12 protein-coding genes are annotated in these 23,596 nt (G+C 74.4%); 1 reads left to right on the top strand and 11 read right to left on the bottom strand.

Annotated elements, in window-relative coordinates; translation table 11 throughout:
- Positions 1 to 116: 116 nt before the first annotated feature.
- The 3 genes from cimA to ACFXDE_RS40870 form a co-directional block, all read right to left on the bottom strand.
- Positions 117 to 1,721 (bottom strand): citramalate synthase, encoded by a 1,605-nt coding sequence (gene cimA, locus ACFXDE_RS40880; protein WP_380441411.1) that lies wholly within the window; start codon positions 1,719 to 1,721, stop codon positions 117 to 119.
- Between the two features lie 360 nt (positions 1,722 to 2,081).
- Entirely contained in the window at positions 2,082 to 3,194 is a 1,113-nt protein-coding gene (locus ACFXDE_RS40875) for a branched-chain amino acid aminotransferase (protein WP_380441409.1), read from the bottom strand.
- Positions 3,195 to 3,453: 259 nt separating this feature from the next.
- Entirely contained in the window at positions 3,454 to 4,491 is a 1,038-nt protein-coding gene (locus ACFXDE_RS40870; RefSeq protein ID WP_380441407.1) for a 3-isopropylmalate dehydrogenase, read from the bottom strand.
- A gap of 242 nt (positions 4,492 to 4,733) precedes the next feature.
- On the opposite strand from ACFXDE_RS40870, the gene ACFXDE_RS40865 reads away from it, so the two are divergent.
- Entirely contained in the window at positions 4,734 to 7,166 is a 2,433-nt protein-coding gene (locus tag ACFXDE_RS40865) for a YfhO family protein (RefSeq protein WP_380499312.1), read from the top strand.
- A 60-nt stretch (positions 7,167 to 7,226) separates the two neighbouring features.
- Here ACFXDE_RS40865 and ACFXDE_RS40860 read toward each other — a convergent pair whose 3' ends face one another.
- The 8 genes from ACFXDE_RS40860 to ACFXDE_RS40825 all read right to left on the bottom strand — a co-directional run bounded on the left by ACFXDE_RS40860 (position 7,227) and on the right by ACFXDE_RS40825 (position 23,434).
- Positions 7,227 to 10,574, bottom strand: a complete 3,348-nt coding sequence (locus tag ACFXDE_RS40860) for a S8 family serine peptidase (protein WP_380499310.1) — start codon at positions 10,572 to 10,574, stop codon at positions 7,227 to 7,229.
- 226 nt (positions 10,575 to 10,800) lie between these two features.
- Positions 10,801 to 10,962: a hypothetical protein gene (locus tag ACFXDE_RS40855; protein WP_380441399.1), complete on the bottom strand. Its 162-nt coding sequence runs from the start codon at positions 10,960 to 10,962 to the stop codon at positions 10,801 to 10,803.
- Positions 10,963 to 11,251: 289 nt separating this feature from the next.
- Positions 11,252 to 12,832, bottom strand: a complete 1,581-nt coding sequence (serA, locus tag ACFXDE_RS40850) for a phosphoglycerate dehydrogenase (protein WP_380499314.1) — start codon at positions 12,830 to 12,832, stop codon at positions 11,252 to 11,254.
- A gap of 248 nt (positions 12,833 to 13,080) precedes the next feature.
- Complete coding sequence (gene ilvC, locus ACFXDE_RS40845) at positions 13,081 to 14,079, bottom strand: ketol-acid reductoisomerase (protein WP_030243908.1); 999 nt, start codon at positions 14,077 to 14,079, stop codon at positions 13,081 to 13,083.
- Positions 14,080 to 14,181: 102 nt separating this feature from the next.
- Positions 14,182 to 14,706, bottom strand: coding sequence for an acetolactate synthase small subunit (gene ilvN / locus ACFXDE_RS40840; RefSeq protein ID WP_238951331.1), 525 nt, complete (start codon positions 14,704 to 14,706; stop codon positions 14,182 to 14,184).
- 80 nt (positions 14,707 to 14,786) lie between these two features.
- Positions 14,787 to 16,643, bottom strand: a complete 1,857-nt coding sequence (locus ACFXDE_RS40835; RefSeq protein ID WP_380499309.1) for an acetolactate synthase large subunit — start codon at positions 16,641 to 16,643, stop codon at positions 14,787 to 14,789.
- 332 nt (positions 16,644 to 16,975) lie between these two features.
- On the bottom strand, positions 16,976 to 19,918 hold the full coding sequence (locus tag ACFXDE_RS40830; RefSeq protein WP_380499313.1) for a putative bifunctional diguanylate cyclase/phosphodiesterase: 2,943 nt from the start codon (positions 19,916 to 19,918) through the stop codon (positions 16,976 to 16,978).
- Positions 19,919 to 20,374: 456 nt separating this feature from the next.
- Entirely contained in the window at positions 20,375 to 23,434 is a 3,060-nt protein-coding gene (locus ACFXDE_RS40825; protein WP_380499308.1) for an AAA family ATPase, read from the bottom strand.
- Between the last annotated feature and the right edge of the window lie 162 nt (positions 23,435 to 23,596).

Here is a 23,596-nt window from a genome sequence, read left to right as displayed (position 1 = left end):
CCAAGAGCGCCCTCATCACCCTCGTCGAACACGCCCTCCTCGCCCGACTCCGCTAACCGACGCGCCCGTGGCCCGCGGATCAAACCTCCGCGGGCCACGGGCGGGTTGACGACTCGTCACTCGGTGGGCTCCACGCCCGCCCGGATCAGGCCGTAGGTGTACGCGTCCTCCAGCGCCAGCCAGGAGGCGGCGACGACGTTGTCGGCCACGCCGACGGTGGACCACGTCGACGTGCCGTCGGTGGACTCGATCAGCACCCGGGTCTTGGAACCGGTGCCGTGCTGGCCCTCCAGGATGCGGACCTTGTAGTCGACCAGTTCCAGCTTGGCCAGCTGCGGGTGGATTCCTTCGAGCGCCGTGCGCAGGGCCTTGTCCAGCGCGTCGACCGGGCCGTTGCCCTCGCCGGTGGCGATCCGGCGCACGCCCTTGGCCCACAGCTTGACCGTCGCCTCGTTGCCCGTGAAGCCGTTCGGGCCCTGCTCGCTGATGGTCCGCCAGGACTCCAGCGTGTAGAAGCGCTCCCGGCTGCCGCGCACCTCGTCGCGCAGCAGCAGTTCGAAGGAGGCGTCCGCGGACTCGTACGTGTAGCCGAGGTTCTCCTGCTCCTTGACCCTGGCGACCACCCGGCCGGCCAGGTCGCGGTCGGTGGAGAGGTCGTAGCCGAGCTCCTTGCCCTTCAGCTCGACCGAGGCCCGGCCGGCCATGTCGGAGACCAGCATCCGCATGGTGTTGCCGACCAGCTCGGGGTCGATGTGCTGGTACAGGTCCGGGTCCACCTTGATCGCGGAGGCGTGCAGCCCGGCCTTGTGCGCGAAGGCGGAGTAGCCGACGTACGGCTGGTGGGTGGCGGGGGTCAGGTTCACCAGCTCGGCGATGGCGTGCGAGATCCGGGTCATCTCGGCGAGCCGGCCCGCGGGCAGCACCCGGCGGTCGTACTTGATCTCCAGCGCGCCCACCACCGGGAACAGGTTGGCGTTGCCGACCCGCTCGCCGTAGCCGTTCGCGGTGCACTGCACGTGGGTGGCGCCGGCGTCCACCGCGGCCAGGGTGTTGGCGACGGCGCAGCCGGTGTCGTCCTGGGCGTGGATGCCGATCCGGGCGCCGGTCGAGGCGATCACGTCGGCGACGATGTCGCGCACGCCGGCCGGCAGCATGCCGCCGTTGGTGTCGCACAGCACGACCACGTCGGCCCCCGCGCGGTGCGCGGTGCGGACGACGTCGAGCGCGTAGTCGCGGTTGGCCCGGTAGCCGTCGAAGAAGTGCTCGCAGTCGATGAACACCCGGCGGTCCGCGGCCCGCAGGAACTCGACGCTGTCCCGGATCATCTCCAGGTTCTCGTCCAGGGTGGTGCGCAGGGCCAGTTCGACGTGCCGGTCGTGCGCCTTCGCGACCAGGGTGACGACGGGGGCGCCGGAGGTGACGAGCGCCGCCAGCTGCGGGTCGTCGGCGGCCCGGCCGCCCGCCCGGCGGGTGGCGCCGAAGGCGACCAGTTGCGCGTGTTCGAGCGTGAGCTCGGCGGCGGCGCGGGCGAAGAACTCCGTGTCGCGCGGGTTGGCCCCGGGCCAGCCGCCCTCGATGAACCCCACCCCGAAGTCGTCCAGGTGCCGGGCAATGGCCAGCTTGTCGGCCACCGTGAGGTTGATGCCCTCCCGCTGCGCGCCGTCGCGCAGGGTGGTGTCGAACACGTGGAAGCTGTCGTCGGTACGGGTGACCTCGGTCATGACCCCTGGTTCTCCGTTCGGGGAGGTTTCGTACTGCTCTGCCGGTTCGTCGTCCCGGCTCCACTGTCCAGCATCCCGCGCGCGGCCCCGGTGTCCCCGAGCCCTTCGTGGGGGCTCTCGGCCGGTCCGGGAAACAAAAAGACCCCTCGCGGGTGCGAGAGGTCTGCGCGCGGGTCTGGACGCTGGTGGTCGCTCCGCATCGGGTCGTGCGGGAGCGGTCACTGCGGACCGGCGCGCCTGCTGCTAATAATCAGCGACAGCGAGGACACGCCGGCAGTCTGGCACACCCTCCGCGGTCCGGCCCGCACGTCTCGCGATGCGAAACGGTGCGGGCCGGAGGCGGTGGGGCGGGAGCGGAGATCAGACGATCTTGTGCAGCCAGCCGTGGGTGTCGGGGCTCTGGCCACCCTGGATGGCGAGCAGGGCCTTGCGCAGCTCCATGGTGACCGGGCCGGGCTCGCCGGTGCCGACCGTCCAGTCGGCGGCGGCGGACTTGACCGAGCCGACCGGGGTGATGACGGCGGCGGTGCCGCACGCGAAGACCTCGGTGAGGGTGCCGTCGGCGTTGGCCTGCTGCCACTCGTCGGTGGAGATCTTCCGCTCCTCGACGGCGTAGCCGAGGTCGGCGGCCAGGGTCAGCAGCGAGTCGCGGGTGATGCCGGGCAGCAGGGCGCCGGACAGCTCCGGCGTGACGATCTTCGCGTCCTCGCCCTCGCCGAAGACGAAGTACAGGTTCATGCCGCCCATCTCCTCGACCCACCGGTGCTCGGCGGCGTCGAGCCAGACCACCTGGTCGCAGCCCTTCTCGGCGGCCTGGGCCTGGGCGACCAGCGACGCGGCGTAGTTGCCGGCGCACTTGGCGGCGCCGGTGCCGCCGGGCGCGGCCCGGACGTACTCCTTGGACAGCCAGACCGAGACCGGCTTGACGCCGCCCGGGAAGTACGCGCCGGCCGGGGAGGCGATGATCATGAACAGGTAGGAGTTCGCCGGGCGCACGCCCAGGCCGACCTCGGTGGCGAACATGAACGGCCGCAGGTACAGGCTCTGCTCGGGCTCGTTCGGCACCCAGGCCTGCTCCTGCTGGACCAGCAGCTCGACGGCCTCGACGAAGGTCTCGACCGGCAGCTCCGGCATGGCCAGGCGGCGGGCCGAGGCCTGGAAGCGGGCGGCGTTGGCCTCCGGGCGGAAGGTGGAGATCGAGCCGTCGGCCTGGCGGTAGGCCTTCAGGCCCTCGAAGATCGCCTGACCGTAGTGCAGGGTCATGTTCGCCGGGTCGATCTCCAGCGGCGCGTACGGCGCCAGCTGGGCGTCGTGCCAGCCCCGGCCCTCGGTCCAGCGGACGGTGACCATGTGGTCGGTGAAGACGCGACCGAACCCGGGGTTGGTCAGCCGGGCCTCGCGCTCCGCGTCGGACAGCGGGCTGGCGGAGGGCTTGAGGTCGAACGTGATGGGCGCCTGGGTGGGCGTGCTCATGGCTGTGTGTCCTTCACCGTGGGGTTGGTTCGGGCCGCCACCGCCGGCTGAGCGTCGCTGCGGGCGGATGAACGCCCGAACACACGCACAACGGCACGGCCCACTGTCGATACTCGCATCCAGAGGGCCGTGCCGAACAGTCGCCTGCCGCTTGGGAAGCTGCAAGCTGCGGTTATGTGGTCCGGCCCCGCGGCCGGATTCCCTTGTGGGGGTCGCGGCCCGTAATCGGCCGGAACTCCGCTGGTCGGATCCGGCCCCCTCAGCCGGATACTCGGGCGGCGAGCGCGTCGCCGACCTGGGAGGTGGTGCGGGTGCCGGAGCGCTCGGTCAGGTCCGCGGCGACCGCGGCCTCGACCCGGGCGGCCTCGGCGGCCAGGCCCAGGTGGTCCAGCAGCATCGCGACCGACAGCACGGTGGCCGTCGGGTCGGCCTTGCCCTGGCCCGCGATGTCCGGCGCGGAGCCGTGCACCGGCTCGAACATCGACGGGAACTCCCCGCCCGGGTTGATGTTGCCGCTCGCGGCCAGGCCGATCCCGCCGGTCACGGCGGCGGCCAGGTCGGTCAGGATGTCGCCGAACAGGTTGTCGGTGACGATGACGTCGAAGCGCTCCGGCTGGGTGACGAAGAAGATGGTCGCCGCGTCGACGTGCAGGTAGTCGGTGGTGACCTCGGGGAACTCCGCGCCGACCTCGGCGAAGATCCGCGTCCACAGGTGGCCGGCGTGCACCAGCACGTTGTTCTTGTGGACCAGGGTGAGCTTCTTGCGCGGACGCGCCTGCGCCCGCCGGTAGGCGTCGCGCACCACGCGCTCGATGCCGAAGGCGGTGTTCAGGCTGACCTCGGTGGCCACCTCGTGCTCGGTGCCGGTGCGCAGCGAGCCGCCGTTGCCGACGTACGGGCCCTCGGTGCCCTCGCGGACGACCACGAAGTCGATCTCGGGCTGCCCCGCCAGCGGCGACGCGACGCCCGGGAACAGCCGGCCCGGCCGCAGGTTGATGTGGTGGTCGAAGGCGAACCGCAGCTTCAGCAGCAGCCCCCGCTCCAGCACGCCCGACGGCACGCTCGGGTCGCCGATGGCGCCGAGCAGGATCGCGTCGTGGCCCTTCAGCTCCGCGAGGACCTCGTCCGGCAGCGTCTCCCCGGTCCGGTGGTAGCGCCGGGCGCCGAGGTCGTACTCGGTGGTCTCCAGCTTCACCTCGGCGGGAAGCACGGCCCTGAGGACCTTGAGCCCTTCGGCCACGACTTCCTGGCCGATGCCGTCACCGGGAACAACTGCGAGACGAATCGTGCGAGACATGCTCGGACCCTACTCCGGTGTCCCAGGGGCTGACACCTCGCGTCCACGATCCGGACGCGTACGGGTGACAGCGTGCCGGCCGCGGCGCCACGCCACCCGTTCGAGGGGGCGCGTGTGCCCCAGGACGCGCTGGGGGCGCACTTACTGTGGCGGAGATCGGGATTCCTCGTGGAACGGGGCGCAGCGTGCGGGCTGGGTGGCGGCGGGAGGGCGGGGTCTGTGCGGGGGCGGCAGGGCTCGCGATGGGTGGGTACGCGCTGGCCGCCGGGCTTCGCGGGGCGTGGCCGCCCGGGGCGGACGACCTCGCGGTGCCGTTCCACGCCCACCTGTGGGACCTCGTGCACGGGCGGGCGGCCGGGGACCTCCTGTTCAACTGGAACAGCGGGTACGGGGTGCCGTTCCTCGCCGACTTCTTCGCGTACCTGATGAACCCGTTCTCCTGGCTCGCCGCACTCCTCCCCCGCGACCAAGGGCACCTCGCGGTCCTCCTCGTCACCCTCGCGAGCATCGGCCTGGGCACCGCCCTGATGACGCACGTCCTCGGCCGCCTGCACCCGGGCCCGCGCCGGCTGCGCGCGCTCACCGCCGTCGGGTACGGGCTCTGCGCCTGGGTGCTGGCCGTCGGCGGGGCGGCGCCGCACTGGCTGTGGGGCCTGGTCTCGCTGCCGCTGCTGTGCCTGGCCGGCGACTGGTGCCTGCACGAGCGCCGCTGGGTGCTCGGCTCGCTGTGCGTCGCGCTCGCCTGGGCCGGCAACCTCTACACCGCCGCGATGGCCACCATCACCGCCGGACTCGTCCTCGCCGTGCGGCTGCTGGCGACCCCCCGGCCGTTCCGCCACCGCGTCCGCACGACCGGCCGGGCCGTCACGATGGCCGTCGCCGGGGTCCTGCTCGCCTCCCCCGTCCTGTTCGTCGCCGTCCGGGCCGCCCGCACCGCCCAGCCGGAGTCGCCCGTGGAGCCGCTCGGCCCGGACGGCTTCGGCGGGCACCTCGCGCAGCTGCTGCCCGGCACGCACGGCGGCGCCCCGCTGCCGGACGTCGCCATCGGCCTGTTCGGGCTGCTGCTGGTGTGCGGGCTGCCGTTCAACCGGCGGGTGCGGGTGCGCGAGCGGGCGGTGTGGTGCGGCGCGCTGGCGCTGGTGGTGCTGAGCTTCGTCTGGACGCCGACGGTGCTGGTCTGGCACGGCCTGGCGATCCCGGCCGGCGGGCCGTACCGGGTGGCGTTCGCGCTGAGCGGGCTGCTGGTGCTGGCCGCCTGGGTGTCGCTGGCGCACCGGCCGGACCTGCCCGCGCTGCTCGGCGGGGCCGCCGTGATCGCGGTGATCGCCGGACTGGCGGCGGGCCGGCACTCCGTGCGGACGTCCACCTGGCTGCTGCTGGCGGTCGGCGGGGCGGTGCTGCTCACCGCGCTGTGGGCGTCGCAGCGGTGGCACGCCGACCGGCGGGCCGGCGCCGCCCTCACCTGGGTGCTGGGCGGCGCGGTGCTCGGCAACGCCGTCTGGTCCGGCTACGCGGCGCTGGCCCCCGGACCGGAGGGGACGGCCTCCGGCGCGGCGGTGCGGGCCGCCCACACGGCGGTGCGCCGGGCCGCGGACTGGCCCGCCGGGCGCAGCGACCCGGGCCCGCACGCCTTCACCCCCAACGACCCGCTGCTCCTCGACGGCCAGGGCGGCGGCTACTTCAGCGGCTACCTGCCGACCGTCGCCGCCCTGCTCCTGCACGACCTCGGCGCGGGCTGGACGGCGGGCGGGCGGAGCACCGGCAGCGTCACCGACCCGGTCGGGCAGGCGCTGTTCGCCGTCCGCGCCCACCTGGACGACGGCCCCCCGCCGGACGGCTTCGCCCCCGGCCGGGCCGCCGCGCCGCCGCTGGTCACCGTGCTGCCGGCGGGCCACCGGGTGGACAGCACCTCGGTGTGGTCGCGACAGGAGTCGCTGCTCGGCGGCCCGGTGTACGACGCTCCGGTGCCCGTCCCGGCGGGCGGCCCGGCGCCGACGCCGCACGGCAGCAGCGGCTGGTCGCTGCCGGGCGGGGGCGCGGCGACGGAGTTCACGGCGGCGTGCACGCCCGGCGGGACGGCGTTCTTCCACGGCGTCTGGTACCGGGGCACGGTCAGCGGCCTCGGCACCACCTACCGCAGCGAGGGCGACCAGCCGACCACCGCCGTCCCGGTCCACCGGCTGGGGCCGGTCCCGGCCGACGGGCTGGTCCGGGTGGCGCTGCGGTCCGACGGGGTGAGCCAGGTCCCGGCCCGCCCGATCGGCTGCCTGCGGCCGGGCGCCCTGGAGGCGGCCGTGGCCCGGCTGACGGCGACCGGCGCGACCCGGGTGACGGCCGGCGGCCACGCGCTCACCGCCGTCCTCCCGGCCGGCTCGACGGGCACGGCGCTGGTGTCCGTCCCGGCCACCGAGGGGTGGACCTGCGCGGCCGGCGGCGGGCGGCCCGCGGAGCCCACACCGGTCCTCGGCATGATCGGCGTCCCGCTGGGGGCGGGGGCGGACCGCGTCACGTGCGCGTTCCGGCCGCCCGGCCTCACCGAGGGCCTGGTCGTCACGTCCGCGACCACGGCGGCCCTCGCCCTGGTCGCCGTCTTCACCCGCGTCTCCCGCCGCCGCCCGCCGCACACCCCGCGCCGCGTCCGCCGCCGGGAGGCCCGCGCGGCACAGGCCGGCTGACGGCACGCGGAGGGGCGGCCCGCGCGTGTCGTGCGGGCCGCCCCTCCTTCCGTCCGGGGGTCAGGGAAGCGCGACCACCTCCGCCCGCCGGGCGCCCGGGTTGAAGTGGTGGAGCAGCAGGACCGAGGACGTGTCGCCCGCCGCCCGGTGGACGTCGAGGACGGTGCCGGGCCGCGCCGGGGCCGCGATGGCGGCCGGTCCCGCGATCCCGGCCCGGACCGTGACGGCCGGGTGGAGCACGTCGACCGCGACGGTCGGCCGCACGCCCCGCAGGCCGATCGACCCGAAGGCGTCGGCCGGGTCCGGCCTGCCCTGGACGGCCGGGCCGGTCCACACGCCGTACCGCACCACGCTGTGGCCCTCCTTGACCCCCGGGAGGGCCGCGATCCGCACCGGCAGGACCAGCACCTCGCTGTCCAGCAGGGCGGTGTCGACGTCGCCCCAGCGGGCGTTGAGCGGCTGGACGTCCAGCTCGGCGCCGGTGCGGGCGTCGAGCGCGCGGGCGACCAGCACGTCGCTGCCGCGCTCCCGGTCGGCCTTCACGATCACGTCGGCGACGCCGTCCCCGTCGGTGTCCAGCGAGACCCGGACCCCGTAGAGGCCGACGGGCGTCGTGGCGGGAGCCCAGAGCCGGGCGCCGAAGTAGAGCGTCCCGGAGTCCGCGGCGGCGCCCACGGCCCGCAGGTTCGCCGCCCGGTCACCGGGGTGTTCGACGCACACGTCCTCCGGCGCCGGCGCGTCCCCGCCCGACTTCTCGGGCACGATGCCCGAGCCGGGCCGCAGCCCGGCGCCGCCGCCGGGCGGGCAGTCGGCCCAGCGGGCGCCCTCGCCGCCGAGGGCGAAGGCACTGACGAGTCCCGGCCGGTCCCCGGGGGCGCTGCTCCCGCCGAGCACCAGCAGGGTGCCGTCCCGGGCGGTGCGCACCGGGGCGGAGGCGCTGAGGCCGGTGGCGGGCCGCGGGGCCGCGAACACCGGGACCCGTAGCTCGGGCAGGGCCGGGTCGGTGACGGGGCTGAGCAGGACGCGTCCGGAGAGCTCGCCCCGGTAGGAGCGCGCCTTGCCGCCCTGGACGGCGTCGAGGGTCGGGTCCGGCGCGCGTCCCAGCTCTCCGGGGACGCTGAGCGTCACCCGGACGTGCGCGGTGCCGCCCGCCGGGACGTCGACCTGCTCCGGCGCCACCTCGTAGTGGGCGCCGGGCAGTTCGGTGGCCGCCGCGTACCCGGTGCGGTAGCTCAGCGGCGCCGCCGAGTGGTTGCGCACCTCGATCTCGCGCCGCAGCGCCGTCGGGCCGCCGACCTCGACCGGCCCGAAGGAGACGCCGACGGAGCCCTCGACCGCGCCCTCCCCGGAGGCGTAGGCGACGGCCGGGGTGCGCACGGCCCGGTCGACCGCGGCCCGGCCGGCGCCGGTGCGCTCGGGGCCGTAGACCGGGCTGCCTCGGTCCGCGTCGAGGCGGGTGTCGACGGAGGTGTTCATCAGCGCCGCCTTGACCTCCTCGACCGGCCAGTCCGGGTGGGCGGCGCGGACGAGGGCGGCGAGCCCGGCCACGTGCGGTGTGGCCATCGAGGTGCCGTCCTCGCGCTGGCCGCCGCTGCCGCTGCCGGCGAGCGCGGACCAGATGCTCTCGCCGGGGGCCGCGAGGTCGGGCTTGACGACACCGGGCAGGCCGATGCCGCGCGAGGTGAAGTCGGTGAGGGTGTCGGCCCGTTCGGGCTGGAGCTGGGAGACCGAGCCGTGCAGCGGGTTGCCGGGGGCGGCCAGCCGGACCTCGGCCCCGCCGGCCGCGGCGGCCCGGCGGAGCCGCTCGCCGTCGGCGTGGGCCAGCAGGGCGACGGGGATGCGGTCGTTGCCGGCGATCTCGGGCAGGTGGTCGCTGTCGGCGGCGTAGAGGGCGCCGATCGCGCCCGCGTCGGCGGCGTGGTCGGCGCGCGGGCCTGAGTTGCACGCCCGCTCGGACTCGCGGGTGGCCCAGGCCAGCACCGCGACCTTGCCCGCGAGCCGCTGCCGGTCGGCCGCGCTGAACGCGGTGCAGCCGTCCGACTGGTCGGCGGGCAGGGCGAGTCGGCCGTGCACGTCGGCGGTGGACCAGCCCTGGTAGCGCTCGCTCCAGTGGGCGGGGACGGCGCCGGCGAGGTCGGCCGGGGCGAGCACGGTGATGCCGTCGGTGTCGGCGTGCCCGTGCACGGAGGCGGCCACGGCGATGGCCCGGGCGGCGGTGCCGGGGCTGCCGCTGATGCCGTAGACGTCCCCCTCGTTGCCGGCGGCGGCGACCACGACGGTGCCGAGCGCGGCCAGGTGGTCGACGGCCACCGCGTCGGCGTCGTCGGGGCTGCCGAAGCGGCTGCCGAGCGAGAGGTTGACGACGTCGAGGCGGTCGCCGAGGTCGCCGTCGCCGTTGGGGTCGGCGGCGAGGTCGAGGGCCTGGGCGAGGCGGTCGGTGGAGCCCTCGCAGCCGAACACCCGGATCGCGTACAGCTGGGCGCCGGGGGCCGCGCCCGGGCCGATCCTGAAGCCGGCCGGGTCGAGGCCGGCCCGGTAGGGCCCGGTGTAGGTGCGGCCGTCGGCGGTGACGCCGAGACCGGCCGCGGTGCCGGCGACGTGGGTGCCGTGGCCGTTGCGGTCGCAGTCGATGGGGTTGTCGCTGGGGTGCGGCACCGGCTGGTGGTGCGGGGAGGACGGGTCCGGGTCGTAGTCGTCGCCGACCAGGTCCTTGCCGCCGATCACCTTGGCGGTGGGGAACAGCGCGGCCGGGGCGGGCTTGCCACGCTCGACCGACCGGTAGGCGGCCTCGGTGCCGGGGCCGCCGAAGTCCGCGTGGGTGTAGTCGATGCCGCTGTCGATGACGCCGATCCGCACGCCCTTGCCGGTGTTGCCGGCGCTCCCCGTCCCGCTCGCGGCGGCCTCCCACACCTGTGGGGCGCCGGTCAGCGGAACGGAGTACGCGTTGTCGCGCTGCTTGCGGACGATCGGGTGGACGGCCCGGACACCGGGCAGCGCCCGCAGCGCGGCCAGCCGGTCGGCGGGCGCGGTGACGGCGAGGCCGGTGAGCAGGGTGCGGGTGCGGTACAGCTCGCGGGCGGCGGGCACGGCCCGGTGGACGGCCGTGGCGGCCCGGTCCAGCGCGTCGCCGGCCCTGGCCCGCTGGTCGGCGCCGGCCCTGGCGGCCGCCCGGCGGACCTCCTCGGGGGAGCGCCGGGCCCGCCGGGAGTCGTCGGCGGCGCGCCGCCAGGCGGGGCCGGCCGCCTCGGTGCCGAGTTCGAGCAGGACGGACGCCGCGCGGTCGGACCCGGGCGGGTCCGTCGGCGGACTGCCGCCGGCCGGCGCGGCGGCGAGCACCGCCGGGCCGACCAGCAGGGTCAGGGTGACGCCGATCCGGGCGAGCGAACGGCGGACGGTTGGCAGACGCACGTGGGCCCTCTCCCCCGGCAAGGGGGACGGATCCGCACACCGAGGAGGTCGCTGACGCCCGCCCGCGCGGGCGTCGATCACCCTTCCGGGGGCCCCAAATTAGGATGATCGCGTCGGCCGGTGCGAGCACCGTCCCCCGGACGGAGGCAAGGTGCACTCTCCCGGGTGACCGTCCGTCAGCCCGTCCGGCCCAGTTGGCAGATGAACGACCGGACGGCCCCGCCGGTCAGAGGTGGCCGGTCGCACCGCCGTTGTCGCGGCGGTCCAGCGAGCGCTGCAGCGCGGCGGCGGCGAAGGGATTCCGCTCGGCGGACCGGCGGCGGCGCGGGGCGCGGACGGGGGTGGCGGCGGGGGCGGGAGAGGCGTGGCGGTCGGCGGTGGAAGGCATACCGGACTCCTTGGAAGCGGCGCGCAGAAGCACGACATGGTGAGGGGAGGGGTACGCGCAGAGGCAGGGGTCGCCTGCCCGTGAAGGCGCACGCACACACGGGCCGCGCGCCCTGGCTACAGGGGCGGCACACCGTATGGCTCTTCCACGGTACGACCCCGGCCCGGCCGTGTCTGCACGAATACTTGGATTTCCTAGTATCTGAGACGGGAGTCACCCGCACGCACGCAACCGGGCCCGGACCACCGTCGAAACGGAGGTCCGGGCCCGGTACGGAGCCTCGGGAGGGTCAGCCCAGGTCGACCGACCGCGCGAAGCGGGCGCCGATCTCGGCGGCGATCGCCGACAGCACGTCCTGCGGGATCTCGCTGTCCACGGTGAGGGACGCGAGCGCGCCGCCGCCGTCCCGCGCGACCTGCATGCCGGCGATGTTGATGCCGGCGTCGCCGAGGTGCTTGCCGAGGACGCCGACGACGCCCGGGCGGTCCTCGTACTTGAAGAAGGCCATGTGGTCGGTGAGCGCGACGTCCACGTCGAAGGCGTCCACGCCGACGATCTTCTGGGTCTGCTTCGGGCCGGCCAGCGTGCCGGAGATCGCGATCTCCTCGCCGTCGGCGAGCGTGCCGCGGACGGTGATGACGTTGCGGTGCTCGGGGCTCTCGCTGGAGGTGGTCAGGCGCACCTCGACACCGCGCTCCTGGGCGAACAGCGGGGCGTTGACGTAGGACACCGTCTCCGCCACGACGTCCTCGAACACGCCCTTCAGCGCGGACAGTTCGAGCACCTTGACGTCGTGCTGGGTGATCTCGCCGCGGACCTCGACGTCGAGCCGCACGGCGACCTCGCCGGCCAGCGCGGTGAAGATCCGGCCGAGCTTCTCCGCGAGCGGCAGGCCCGGGCGCACGTCCTCGGCGATCACGCCGCCCTGGACGTTGACGGCGTCCGGCACCAGCTCGCCGGCCAGCGCGAGGCGCACCGACCTGGCGACGGCGATGCCGGCCTTCTCCTGCGCCTCGTCGGTGGAGGCGCCGAGGTGCGGGGTGGCGACCACGTTGTCGAAGGCGAACAGCGGGGAGTCGGTGCACGGCTCCTTGGCGTACACGTCGAGACCGGCGCCGGCCACCCGGCCGTCGCGCAGGGCGCTCGCGAGCGCCTCCTCGTCGACGATGCCGCCACGGGCGGCGTTGACGATGCGCACGGTGGGCTTGACCTTGTGCAGCGCCTCGTCGCCGATCAGGCCGATCGTCTCGGGGGTCTTCGGGAGGTGGACGGTGATGAAGTCCGAGACCTCCAGCAGCTCTTCGAGCGAGACCAGCTTGACGCCCATCTGCGCGGCGCGGGCGGCCTGGATGTAGGGGTCGTACGCGACGATCTTCATGCCGAACGCGGACATCCGCTGCGCGACCAGGACGCCGATCCGGCCGAGGCCGACGACGCCGAGGACCTTCTCGCTCAGCTCGACGCCGGTGTACTTGTTGCGCTTCCACTCGCCCTGCTTGAGCGCGGCGTTGGCCGGCGCGATGTTGCGGGCGACGGAGATCAGCAGGCCGCAGGCGAGCTCGGCGGCGGTGACGATGTTGGAGGTCGGCGCGTTGACGACCATCACGCCGGCCTTGGTGGCGGCGGCCACGTCCACGTTGTCGAGACCGACGCCGGCGCGGGCGACGACCTTCAGCTTGCGGGCGGCGGCCAGCGCCTCGGCGTCGACCTTGGTCGCCGAGCGGATCAGGATCGCGTCGACGTCGGCGATCGCGGTGAGCAGCTCGGTGCGGTCGGCACCGTTGCAGTGGCGGATCTCGAAGTCGGGGCCGAGGGCGTCGACGGTGGCGGGCGACAGCTCCTCGGCGATCAGTACGACGCCGGTTCTCACAGTGTTGTTAGCAGTGCTCACGACAGTGTGTCCTTAACTGTCCGGTTCCCCCGGGCACGGCGGTGGCGTGGAGGGCGGGGGAAGGTGGCATGCCGCGTAGGTAGACGCACGACGCTGTGGGCCTGACGCGCACTCGGAAGTGTATCGACGGGCGGAGTACGAGGCTGCTCCCGTCCGGCGAAATCACCCGGACGGGAGCAGCCTACTTGTACAAGGGAGTTGCGGAACGGGGCGGACCCCGGGCCGGGTCAGGCCTTCTCGTTGACCCAGCTCATCAGCGAGCGCAGCTTCTTGCCGGTGGTCTCCAGCAGGTGGTCCTCGTCGGCCTTCTTGTACTCGTTGTACTTGGGCAGACCGGCCTTGTACTCGGCGATCCAGGTGTTGGCGAAGGTGCCGTCCTGGATCTCGGCGAGGACCTTCTTCATCTCGGCCTTGGTGGCGTCGGTGATGATGCGCGGGCCGGTGACGTAGTCGCCCCACTCGGCGGTCTCGGAGACCGACCAACGCATCTTCTCCAGGCCGCCCTCGTACATCAGGTCGACGATGAGCTTCAGCTCGTGCAGGCACTCGAAGTAGGCGATCTCCGGCTGGTAGCCGGCCTCGACCAGGGTCTCGAACCCGGCCTTCACCAGGGCGGCGGTGCCACCGCAGAGGACGGCCTGCTCACCGAACAGGTCGGTCTCGGTCTCCTCGGTGAAGGTGGTCTTGATGACGCCGGCCTTGGTGGCGCCGAGGCCCTTGGCGTAGGACAGCGCCAGGGCGAAGGCGTTGCCGGTCGCGTCCTGCTCGACCGCGACGATCGCGGGGACGCCGCGGCCCTCCTCGTACTGGCGGCGGACCAGGTGGCCCGGGCCCTTCGGGGCGACCATGCAGACGTCGACGTCCGCCGGGGGCTTGATGAAGCCGAAGCGGATGTTCAGGCCGTGGCCGAAGAACAGGGCGTCGCCGGCCTTCAGGTGCGGGGCGATGTCCGCCTCGTAGACGTCGGCCTGGATCGGGTCCGGCACCAGGATCATGATGACGTCGGCCTCGGCCGCGGCCTCGGCGGGGGTGACCACGCGCAGGCCGGCCTCCTCGGCCTTGGCACGGGACTTGGACTCGGGCTTGAGGCCGACGCGGACGTCGGCGCCGGAGTCGCGCAGGGACAGCGCGTGGGCGTGGCCCTGGCTCCCGTAGCCGATGACCGCGACCTTGCGGCCCTGGATGATGGACAGGTCGGCGTCGTCTTCGTAGAACAGCTCGGCCACGGGGGCACATCTCCTTGCGTCATGGGTGCCGGGTACGCGGTGCCTACCGTATTCGCACCCGGCGGGGTGTGGGGTCTTTGTTCAGCGTGTGAGAAACGCCGGTTACGCGCTGCGGTCCAGGGCGCGGAGCGAACGATCGGTGATCGAACGGGCACCGCGCCCGATGGCGACCAGGCCGGACTGGACCAGTTCCTTGATGCCGTACGGCTCCAGCATCCGGAGCATGGCCTCCAGCTTGTCCGAACTGCCGGTGGCCTCGATGGTCACCGCATCGGGCGACACGTCGACGGTCTTGGCACGGAACAGCTGGACGATCTCGACGATCTGCGACCGGGTCTCGTTGTCGGCGCGGACCTTCACCAGGACCAGTTCCCGCTGGATCGCAGCGGCCTGGTCGAGTTCGACGATCTTTATCACGTTCACGAGCTTGTTGAGCTGCTTGGTGACCTGTTCCAGCGGGAGGTCCTCGACGTTGACCACGATCGTCATCCGGGACACGTCCGGATGCTCGGTCGGGCCGACGGCGAGGGAGTCGATGTTGAAGCCCCGACGGGAGAACAGCGAGGCGATGCGGGCGAGCACGCCGGGCTTGTTCTCGACCAGGACGGAGAGGGTGTGCTTGGACATGTCGTTCCTCAGGCGCACGAGGGGGGTCCGGCGAAGCCGGTCCCGAGAAGGGTGGCGGTGGGCGACGGGAGGGCGGGACGTCAGTCGAGGTCGTCGCCGAAGTCGGGGCGGATGCCCTTGGCGAACTGGATCTCGTCGTTGTTGGTTCCGGCCGCGACCATCGGCCAGACCATGGCGTCCTGGTGGACGATGAAGTCGATGACGACCGGGCGGTCGTCGATCGCCATCGCCTGCTCGATGACCGCGTCCAGGTCCTCGGGGCGCTCGCAGCGCAGCCCGACGCAGCCCATCGCCTCGGACAGCTTGACGAAGTCGGGGATCCGGGTGCCGCCCTGCTCCGGCGGCTCGACGCCGTCGTGCCCGGGGCCGGCGTGCAGCACGGTGTTGGAGTAGCGCTGGTTGTAGAACAGCGTCTGCCACTGGCGGACCATGCCCAGCGAACCGTTGTTGATGACCGCGACCTTGATCGGGATGCCGTTCAGGGCGCAGGTGACCAGCTCCTGGTTGGTCATCTGGAAGCAGCCGTCGCCGTCGATCGCCCAGACCACGGCCTCCGGACGGCCCGCCTTGGCGCCCATCGCGGCCGGGACCGCGTAGCCCATGGTGCCCGCGCCGCCCGAGTTCAGCCAGGTGGCCGGCTTCTCGAAGCGGATGAACTGCGAGCTCCACATCTGGTGCTGGCCGACGCCCGCGGCGTAGATGGCGTCCGGGCCGACGATCCGGCCGATCCGCTCGATGACCTGCTGCGGCGAGAGCTCCCCGGCGGGGGCGGGCTCGTAGCCCAGCGGGTAGGTCTTCTTCCACTCGTCGAGCTTCTGCCACCACTCGCTGTAGTCGCCCTTGTGGCCGGCGTCGAACTCGGCCTGGACGGCGACGATCAGGTCGGCCAGCACCTCGCGGGCGTCACCGACGATCGGCACGTCGGCCGGGCGGTTCTTGCCGATCTCGGCCGGGTCGATGTCCGCGTGGACGACCTTGGCGTACGGGGCGAAGCCGTCCAGCTTGCCGGTGACGCGGTCGTCGAAGCGCGCACCGAGGGTGAACAGCAGGTCCGCCTTCTGCAGCGCGGTGACGGCCGGGACGCTGCCGTGCATGCCGGGCATGCCCAGGTGCTGCGGGTGGCTGTCGGGGAAGGCGCCGAGCGCCATCAGGGTGGTGACGACCGGGGCGCCGGTCAGCTCGGCCAGGATCCGCAGCTCGGCGGTGGCCTGCGCCTTGATCACGCCGCCGCCGACGTACAGCACCGGGCGCTTGGCGCCCACCAGCATCTTCGCGGCCTCGCGGATCTGCTTGGCGTGCGGCTTGGTGACCGGGCGGTAGCCGGGCAGCGAGGTCTCGACCGGCCAGCGGAAGGTCGTGGTGGCCTGGAGGGCGTCCTTGGCGATGTCGACCAGGACCGGGCCGGGGCGGCCGGTGGCGGCGATGTGGAACGCCTCGGCGATCACCCGGGGGATCTCGGCGGGGTCGGTGACCAGGTAGTTGTGCTTGGTGATCGGCATCGTGATGCCGCAGATGTCCGCCTCCTGGAAGGCGTCGGTGCCGATCGCCTTGGAGGCGACCTGGCCGGTGATCGCGACGATCGGGACGGAGTCCATGTAGGCGTCGGCGATCGGGGTGACGAGGTTGGTGGCGCCCGGACCCGAGGTGGCCATGCAGACCCCGACCTTGCCGGTGGCCTGCGCGTAGCCGGTGGCGGCGTGCCCGGCGCCCTGCTCGTGGCGCACCAGGATGTGGCGCACCTTGGCCGAGTCCATCAGCGGGTCGTAGGCGGGCAGGATGGCCCCGCCCGGGATGCCGAACACGGTGTCCGCGCCCACGGCTTCGAGCGAGCGGATGAGCGACTGGGCGCCGGTCATGGTCTCGACGACGTGCTGGGGAGCGGGAGCGTGGGCGGCCGGGTTGTCCCCGCGGCGGGGGGATGCGGCGTGCTCGGTCATCTGCCTGTCTCTTCTCGGGTTTTGCCGGCCCTGTGGTGCGGGCCCCAGGTGCTTCGAGGGTGGGGTCCCGGTTCGGGCCGATCGCCGGCTCTGCCTCAATCGTCCCGCTTTTCCCCGTTTCCGTGGGGTTCGCGGAGCAGTTGCGGCCAGGGGTCTTGCGTGGGTGGAACAGCGTCAGTGCAACAAAAAACCCCTCGTGCCAAGGGCATGCGAGGGGTGGCGCGTCGGTCTGTCACAAGCGGGGCGTGCGTGCCCGCTCAGCCGACGCGCCCGCCAAGTACGAGAATTCGGGTGCGCATGGCAACGACCTTCCTCCCGTTCGGGGGCGCGTGTCAAGCAGGTGGGACGGCCGTCTCGCCATGCGGACCGGCTCCCGGACCTGCCACCGCCCGGTGTTCGGGCAGGTCGGAGGCCCCGTGGTGATGTACGACACGCCCTCCCTGAGACTCCCCGCGGCCACTCGTCCGGGTGTCCGCGGCCAGGTACGCCCGGCGGGCCGAGAGCGAGCCGAGCGGTCTCGGCAGGGGGTAGCCGCGGCGCACCAGGGCGCGGCGCAGCCGGGGCTCGTCGAGCGGCGGCGCGAAGGCCGATCCCTGGCCCTGGCGGCAGCCGAGCTCCTGCAGGGCGGCGATCTGCCGGGGCAGGTCCACCCCCTCGGCGCCGGTGAGCAGCCCGAGGTCGCGGCCGAGGCGCAGCCCGTGCCCGGCCAGGGTGCGGCTGAGCGCGGACTCGCCGAGGTCCTGCACGAGGGAGCGGTCCAGCTTGAGGCCGTCCAGCGGCAGCCGGGCGAGGGCGCCCAGCGAGCCGCTGCCGGCGCCGTAACCGGCCAGGACGGTGGCGACCCCGAGCCGGCGCAGTGCGGCCAGGCGGCGGCCGAGTTCGTCGGCGAGGGCGTCCGGGCCCATCCGGGCCACCTCGATCACCAGTTCGCCGGCCGGCAGCCGGTGGTCGCGCAGCGCGGCCGCGACGGTCTCGTACAGTCCGGGCGAGCACAGCCGCTCGGCGGAGAGGCGGACCGCGACGGGCACCGGCGCGGGGCCGGTGCGGTTGCGGGAGGGCAGGCCGCGCCGGGCGGCGGCCGCCGCCACCGCCTCGTGGATCAGCCAGCGGGAGAAGCGGGTGGCCGCGTCGCCGTGCTCGGCGGAGCGCAGGAACTCGGCGGGGGTGAGCAGCAGGCCCTTCGCCGAGCGCCAGCGGGCCTGCGCCTCGACGCCGGTCACGGCGCCGCTGCCGAGGTCGACCACGGGCTGGTGGAGCAGCGTGAAGCCGCCCTCGCGGACGGCGACCCGCAGCCGCTCGTCGAGCTCGGTGCGGCGCTCCAGGTCGGCCCGCATGGCGGGGCTGTAGAGCACCACCCGGCCCTTGCCCTCGGACTTGGCCCGGTACATCGCGAGGTCGGCGTTGCGCATCAGCTCGTCGGCGCCGGTGCGCGGGTCGGCGGCCGGGCCGCGCTCGGGGGTGCCGAAGGCGATGCCGATGCTGGCGGCGACCGCGAGCTCGGCGCCGCCGATCCAGTACGGCTCGGACAGCGCGACCCGCAGCCGGTCGGCGAGCTCCTGGACCTGGAGGCGGCCGAGCGGGCCGCACACCAGCGCGGCGAACTCGTCGCCGCCGAAGCGGGCGACGGTGTCCCCGCAGCGGACGGCGCCCTGCAGGCGGCGGGCGGCCTGCACCAGGAGCTCGTCGCCGACCTGGTGGCCGGCGCTGTCGTTGACCGCCTTGAAGCCGTCCAGGTCGAGGAAGAGCACGGCGATCCCGGCGCCCGGCTCGCCCCGGCCGCCCTGCCGGTCGCGGGTGCCGAGGGCGGCCCGCAGCCGCTGGGTGAACAGCGCCCGGTTGGGCAGGTCGGTGAGCGGGTCGTGGAAGGCGTTGTGCTGCAACTGGGCCTGGAGCATGACGCGTTCGGTGACGTCCCGGCTGTTGAGGATCAGCCCGTCGCGGTGCCGGCTGACGGTGGACTCGACGTGCAGCCACTCGCCGGCGCCGGAGCGGATCCGGCACTCGACCCGGGCGGAGGGTTCGGCGGTGCCCGGCGAGCGGTGCGTGGTGAGGCGGACCCGGGCGAGGTAGCGGCGCACCTCGCCGAGCACCCGGTCGACGTCCTCGGGGTGCACGAGGTCCAGCAGGTTGCCGCCGACCAGTTCCTCCGGGTCGCGCCCGTAGACGCCGAGCGCGGCCGGGGAGACGTACGAGAGCACGCCGTTGGCGCCGGCGATCATGATGACGTCGCTGGAGCCCTGCACCAGGGAGCGGAAGTGCGCCTCCTTGTGGGCGAGTTCCTGGGCGAGCGAGAGGTTGTCGAGCAGCATCACGCCCTGGCGCAGGATGAGCGCGAGGCCGACGGTGCAGGCGGCCGCGGCCACCACCCGGTCGAGCTGGCGCCCGCCGAGCGCGTTGTACAGGATCCCGGCGGTGCACACCGCGGCCGCGGCGTACGGGGTGAGCGCGCTGAACGTGGTGGCCACCCGGCGGCGCGGCAGGCCGCCGGCCGACGGGTGCTCGCGCAGCGGGCGGCGCCAGCGCGGCGACCACGGCGCCCAGGCCAGCAGCAGGCTGCCGGAGAACCAGCCGGCGTCGAGGAGCTCGCCGGAGTGGTAACTGCTGTGCAGCGCCGGGGAGGTGAACAGGGCGTCGCAGATGACGGTGACGGCGAGCGCCATCATCGCGGTGTGCACGGCGGCCCGGTTGCCGTCCCGGCCGCCGAAGCGCAGCCCGACCACCAGGCTGACCAGCAGGATGTCCAGCACCGGGTAGGCCAGCTTGAGGGCCAGGGTCAGCACCGAGCCGCCCTCGCCGGCGGCGATCCGGCCGAGCGCCAGGCTCCAGCTGAGGGTGAACAGCGAGCCGGCGATCAGCCAGCCGTCCAGCAGGAGGCAGAGCCAGCCGGCCGCGGAGCGCGGGCGCTGGGCGAGCACCAGGATGCCGGTGATGGAGAGCGGGGCGAACAGCAGGAAGGCGTACGCGGCGAGCGAGTCCTGGGGCAGGGCGGTGCGTTCGACGAGCTCGTACCAGCCCCAGGTGCCGTTGCCGAAGGCCACCGTGAGCGAGGAGAGGCCGAACAGCAGCCAGGCCGGGCGGGCGTGGCCGCCGACCGTGCAGCCGTAGACCAGGCAGGACAGCGCGGCCGCGAGGGCCGCCGCGGCGAGACCGAAATCACCCATGAAGACGGCGAGTTGGTGGGACCCCCAGCCGGTCGCGGCGCCGCACGCGTAGCTGAGGCACAGGGCGCCGAGGGCGAGGCCGGGCAGGGCGCGGCCCTCCCGCAGGCGGCGCATCGGGCCGCGTCTCGTGGTGGGCGCGTCGGCGGCCGGCGCGCCCGGCCGCTCGGCCGCGGGCAGCACCGTATCGGTGGAGCTCACTTGACCTCTCCCCCTCCGGCCCGGGACCCGGCGCCCCGGCCACGGGCCACCGGCCGCGCGCCGCTTCGCCGTACGCGGTGACCTGGCGCACCGTCAGGACGGTGGCCCAGGGGGTGGGCGGCCTTCCGGTCGCCGCACCGCACCGATGCTCCCGATCGGGACCCTACACCAATTCCGTCACTCAATGACACGCACACTGAACTTAGAGTAATGGTGGGAGGGTAGGGAAATGCACCTGATTCCGGCGGATCGGCCCGGTTGGCGGCGGCGCGCGGGCGGGGGCTCACGCGGCGCGCACGGGAGCACGCGACGGCGCCCACCGGTCCGGGGCCGGCGGGCGGGGTCCGCCGGCCGGTCCCGGACCGGAGCGGGTCACCCGGTGGCGGGGGCCAGGTCGTCCGGGAACAGCCGCAGCCGGTGGGCCAGCGCGGCCGCCTCGCCGCGGCCGCCGACCGCGAGCTTGCCGAGGATGTTGGACACGTGCACGCTCGCGGTCTTCGGAGAGATGTACAGCTCCTCGGCTATCTGCCGGTTCGTCCAGCCGCGAGCGAGCAACCGGAGCACGTCCCGCTCACGGGGGGTGAGCCCGAACGACTCCCCCGCCGGTGCGGCCTGCTCCGAGGAGGCCGCCGCGGGCGCCGCCGGGGCCGGCGCCAGCCCGGCGCGGTCGGCCAGACCGGTGATCTCGGCGACCAGCGGGCGGTCACCACGCGCCTCGGCCAGTTCCCGCGCCTCGCGCAGGAGTTCGGCGGCCGCCTCGCGCCGCCCGGCCCGCACCTCGGCCTTGCCCGCCCGCAGCAGGCCGAGCGCCAGCGGGTGCGGCAGGGCGACCGGCCGCAGCAGGGCGACCGCGGCGGCCCACTGCTCGGGGGTGTCGGTGCCCCCGGCGCGGGCCAGCTCGCACTCCAGCAGCCGCGCCCAGCCGTGGTGCAGCGGCGCCTTGGGGGTGAGTCCGGCCGCCGTCGCGGCGATCCCGGCCAGCGCCTCGGCCCGCCCGGCCGCGGCCTCCGGCAGGCCCCGGGAGTCCGCCTCCACCGCGGCCCCCTCGAACAGCAGCGGGTACACGTCGGCCTCGTCGCCGAGCCGCCGGGCGTCCGCGAGCGCGCCGAGCAGTTCGGCGCGGGCCTCCATCGGCCGGCCGTTCAGCCACGCGATCCGCACCGCGAGCCGGCTGATCGGCGCCGAGTGCTGGATCCGGCCGACCCGGTTCGCCTCCCGGGCCCGGGCCACGAGGACGGCCGCCTTGGGCAGGTCCCCCCGCAGCAGGGCGATCTCGCCGCGCATCCGCTCCAGGAACTCGGCGTGGGCGTTGGTGGTCTCGTCCGGTTCGCAGTCGCCCAGCACCTCGACGGCCTCCGCGAGGCGGCCGAGGTCGATCAGCGCCTCGGCCAGGTTGCCGGTCAGGATGCTGCCGCTGTTGCGCACCAGTCCGTAGCCGGCGGCGTGCTCCAGGCCCTCGCGGGCCATCGCCATCGCCTCCTCGGACCGGCCGAGCCCGCGCAGCACGCTGGCGAGGTTGTTGATGCCGCGCAGCAGCACGTCCGGCGTGCCGACCCGCCGGGAGGCCTCGACGGCGGCCCGCAGCCCGGCCAGCCCGGACTCGGCGTCCCCCTCCAGGTCGTAGCGCAGGCCGGCGAGCGTCATCCGCGCGTGCTGCTCGACGGCGTGCGCGCCGACCTCGCGGGCGATCCGGATCGCCCGCTCGGCGAGCTCGATGTGCTCGGGCCCCGGGTCCTTGAGCATCGCGACGCCGGCGCCGAGCGCGAACACCTCGGCCTGCACCGCGGACGGCGGCAGGTGGTCGACCAGCCGGTGCGCGTACGCGATCTCCTCGTCGTCGCCCGAGCGCCGCAGGTGGCCGAGCATGCGGGCCCGGTTGATCCGGAACCAGGCCGCGCGCAGCGGGTCCACCGTCTCGTCGACCAGCTTGAGCGCCCGCTTGGCCAGGCTGAGCCCGCGCTCGCGGTCTCCGCTGCGCCGGGCGGCGACGACGGCCTCGGCGAGCACGTCGATCAGCTGGATCCGGTCGCAGTCCTCGTCCTGGGGACGGACGTCGCAGGAGCCGGGCGGGTAGGTCTCGGCCCAGTCGTACGGGCGCAGGGTGTGCGCGAGGACGTCCTCGGAGACCATGTCCCACAGTTCGAGGGCGCGTTCGAGCATGCGCAGCTGCTCGGCGAAGGCGTTGCGGCGCCGGGCGGCCCGGGCGGCGTCCAGGGCGGTCGGCAGGGCGCGGGCCGGATCGTGCGCGTGGTACCAGTAGTTGGCTAGCCGGGCGGGCAGGGCGTCAGCGGGCACGAGGTGCGGCTCGGCCTCGACGGCGAGCGCGAACTTGCGGTTGATCCGGTGCCGTTCGCCGGGCAGGAGGTCGTCCGAGACGGCCTCGCGGACCAGCGCGTGCCGGAAGCGGTAGCCCTCGCCGTCGCCGTCCAGGCGCAGGATGTTGGCGCCGACGGCCGTGCGCAGGGCACCGATCAGCTCCTCCTCGTCGGCCATCAGGTCGGCCAGGACGGCGGCGAGCAGGGCGTGCTCGACGTGCGAGCCGCCCTCCGCGGCGATCCGCACCACCTTCTGGGCCTCCTCGTCCAGGCTCTCCACCCGGACCAGCAGGATGTCGCGCAGCGAGTCGGTGAGGCCGGCCCCGCAGCCGTCCTCGAAGGCGGTGGCGAGCTCCTCGACGAAGAAGGGGTTGCCCTCGGAGCGGCGGTGGATCCGGTCCACCAGCTGCCGGTCGGGCGCGGCGGTGCCGAGGATGCCGGCCAGCTGGGCGGCGACCTCGCCGCGGCGGAACCGCGCCAGCTCCAGCCGCTGGACGGTGCGCAGCCGGTCGAGCTCGGCGAGGAAGGGGCGCAGCGGGTGGCGCCGGTGCAGGTCGTCGGAGCGGTAGGTGGCGACCAGCAGCACGCGGGCGCGGTGCAGGGTGCGGACCAGGTAGGCGAGGAGCTCGCGGGTGGAGCGGTCGGACCAGTGCAGGTCCTCGACGGCGATGACGAGGGTACGGTCCGCGCCGAGCCGTTCGATCAGCCTCGCGGTGTGCTCGAACAGCCGGGCCCGGCCGTACTCGTCGTTCGGTTCGCCGTCGCCGTCGCCGAACTCGGGCAGCAGGCGGGCGAGATGGCCCTCGCTGCCGGCGGCCGCGGCCTCCAGTTCGGGGCCGAGCGTGCGGTGCAGCCGGCGCAGGGCGCCCGCGATCGGTGCGTACGGGAGGCCCTCGGCGCCGATCTCCAGACAGCCGCCCAGGGTGGTGACCACTCCCCCGCCGTGGCCGGCGCGGTCCAGGAACTCCTCCAGCAGGCGCGTCTTGCCGACGCCGGCCTCGCCGCCGACCAGGACGGTCTGCGGGCTGCCGGTGCCGGCCCGGCGCAGCGCGTCGGCCAGCGCGGTGATCTCGGTGCCGCGGCCGACGAAGACGGGACTGACCGACATCTGCTGCATGGAGGCGAGCATGCCATAGGCGGTGGCGGCGGGCCGAGGGGATATCTCGCCCGGCGAACGCCCGGAGGGGGGGGGGGGCCCTCGCCCCCACCCCCCCCCCGATTACGCCGCCCCCCCCCGGGGGCGGGGCCGAAACAGTACGACGTTCCCCCGGCGCGGGCG

Origin of the sequence: Kitasatospora sp. NPDC059408, assembly GCF_042751525.1 — a bacterium.
In the GTDB taxonomy this organism is placed as follows: domain Bacteria; phylum Actinomycetota; class Actinomycetes; order Streptomycetales; family Streptomycetaceae; genus Kitasatospora.
This window is presented reverse-complemented; position numbering and strand designations above follow the sequence as displayed.

Bases quoted from the DNA above. Each gene is read 5' to 3' on its own strand.
- ACFXDE_RS40865 (WP_380499312.1), top strand. From the start codon at position 4,734: ATGGGTGGGTACGCGCTGGCCGCCGGGCTTCGCGGGGCGTGGCCGCCC.
- ilvN (WP_238951331.1), bottom strand. From the start codon at position 14,706: ATGTCCAAGCACACCCTCTCCGTCCTGGTCGAGAACAAGCCCGGCGTG.
- ACFXDE_RS40835 (WP_380499309.1), bottom strand. From the start codon at position 16,643: ATGACCGAGCACGCCGCATCCCCCCGCCGCGGGGACAACCCGGCCGCC.
- ACFXDE_RS40875 (WP_380441409.1), bottom strand. From the start codon at position 3,194: ATGAGCACGCCCACCCAGGCGCCCATCACGTTCGACCTCAAGCCCTCC.
- ACFXDE_RS40830 (WP_380499313.1), bottom strand. From the start codon at position 19,918: ATGCGCCGCCTGCGGGAGGGCCGCGCCCTGCCCGGCCTCGCCCTCGGC.
- cimA (WP_380441411.1), bottom strand. From the start codon at position 1,721: ATGACCGAGGTCACCCGTACCGACGACAGCTTCCACGTGTTCGACACC.
- ACFXDE_RS40870 (WP_380441407.1), bottom strand. From the start codon at position 4,491: ATGTCTCGCACGATTCGTCTCGCAGTTGTTCCCGGTGACGGCATCGGC.
- ACFXDE_RS40855 (WP_380441399.1), bottom strand. From the start codon at position 10,962: ATGCCTTCCACCGCCGACCGCCACGCCTCTCCCGCCCCCGCCGCCACC.
- ACFXDE_RS40825 (WP_380499308.1), bottom strand. From the start codon at position 23,434: ATGCAGCAGATGTCGGTCAGTCCCGTCTTCGTCGGCCGCGGCACCGAG.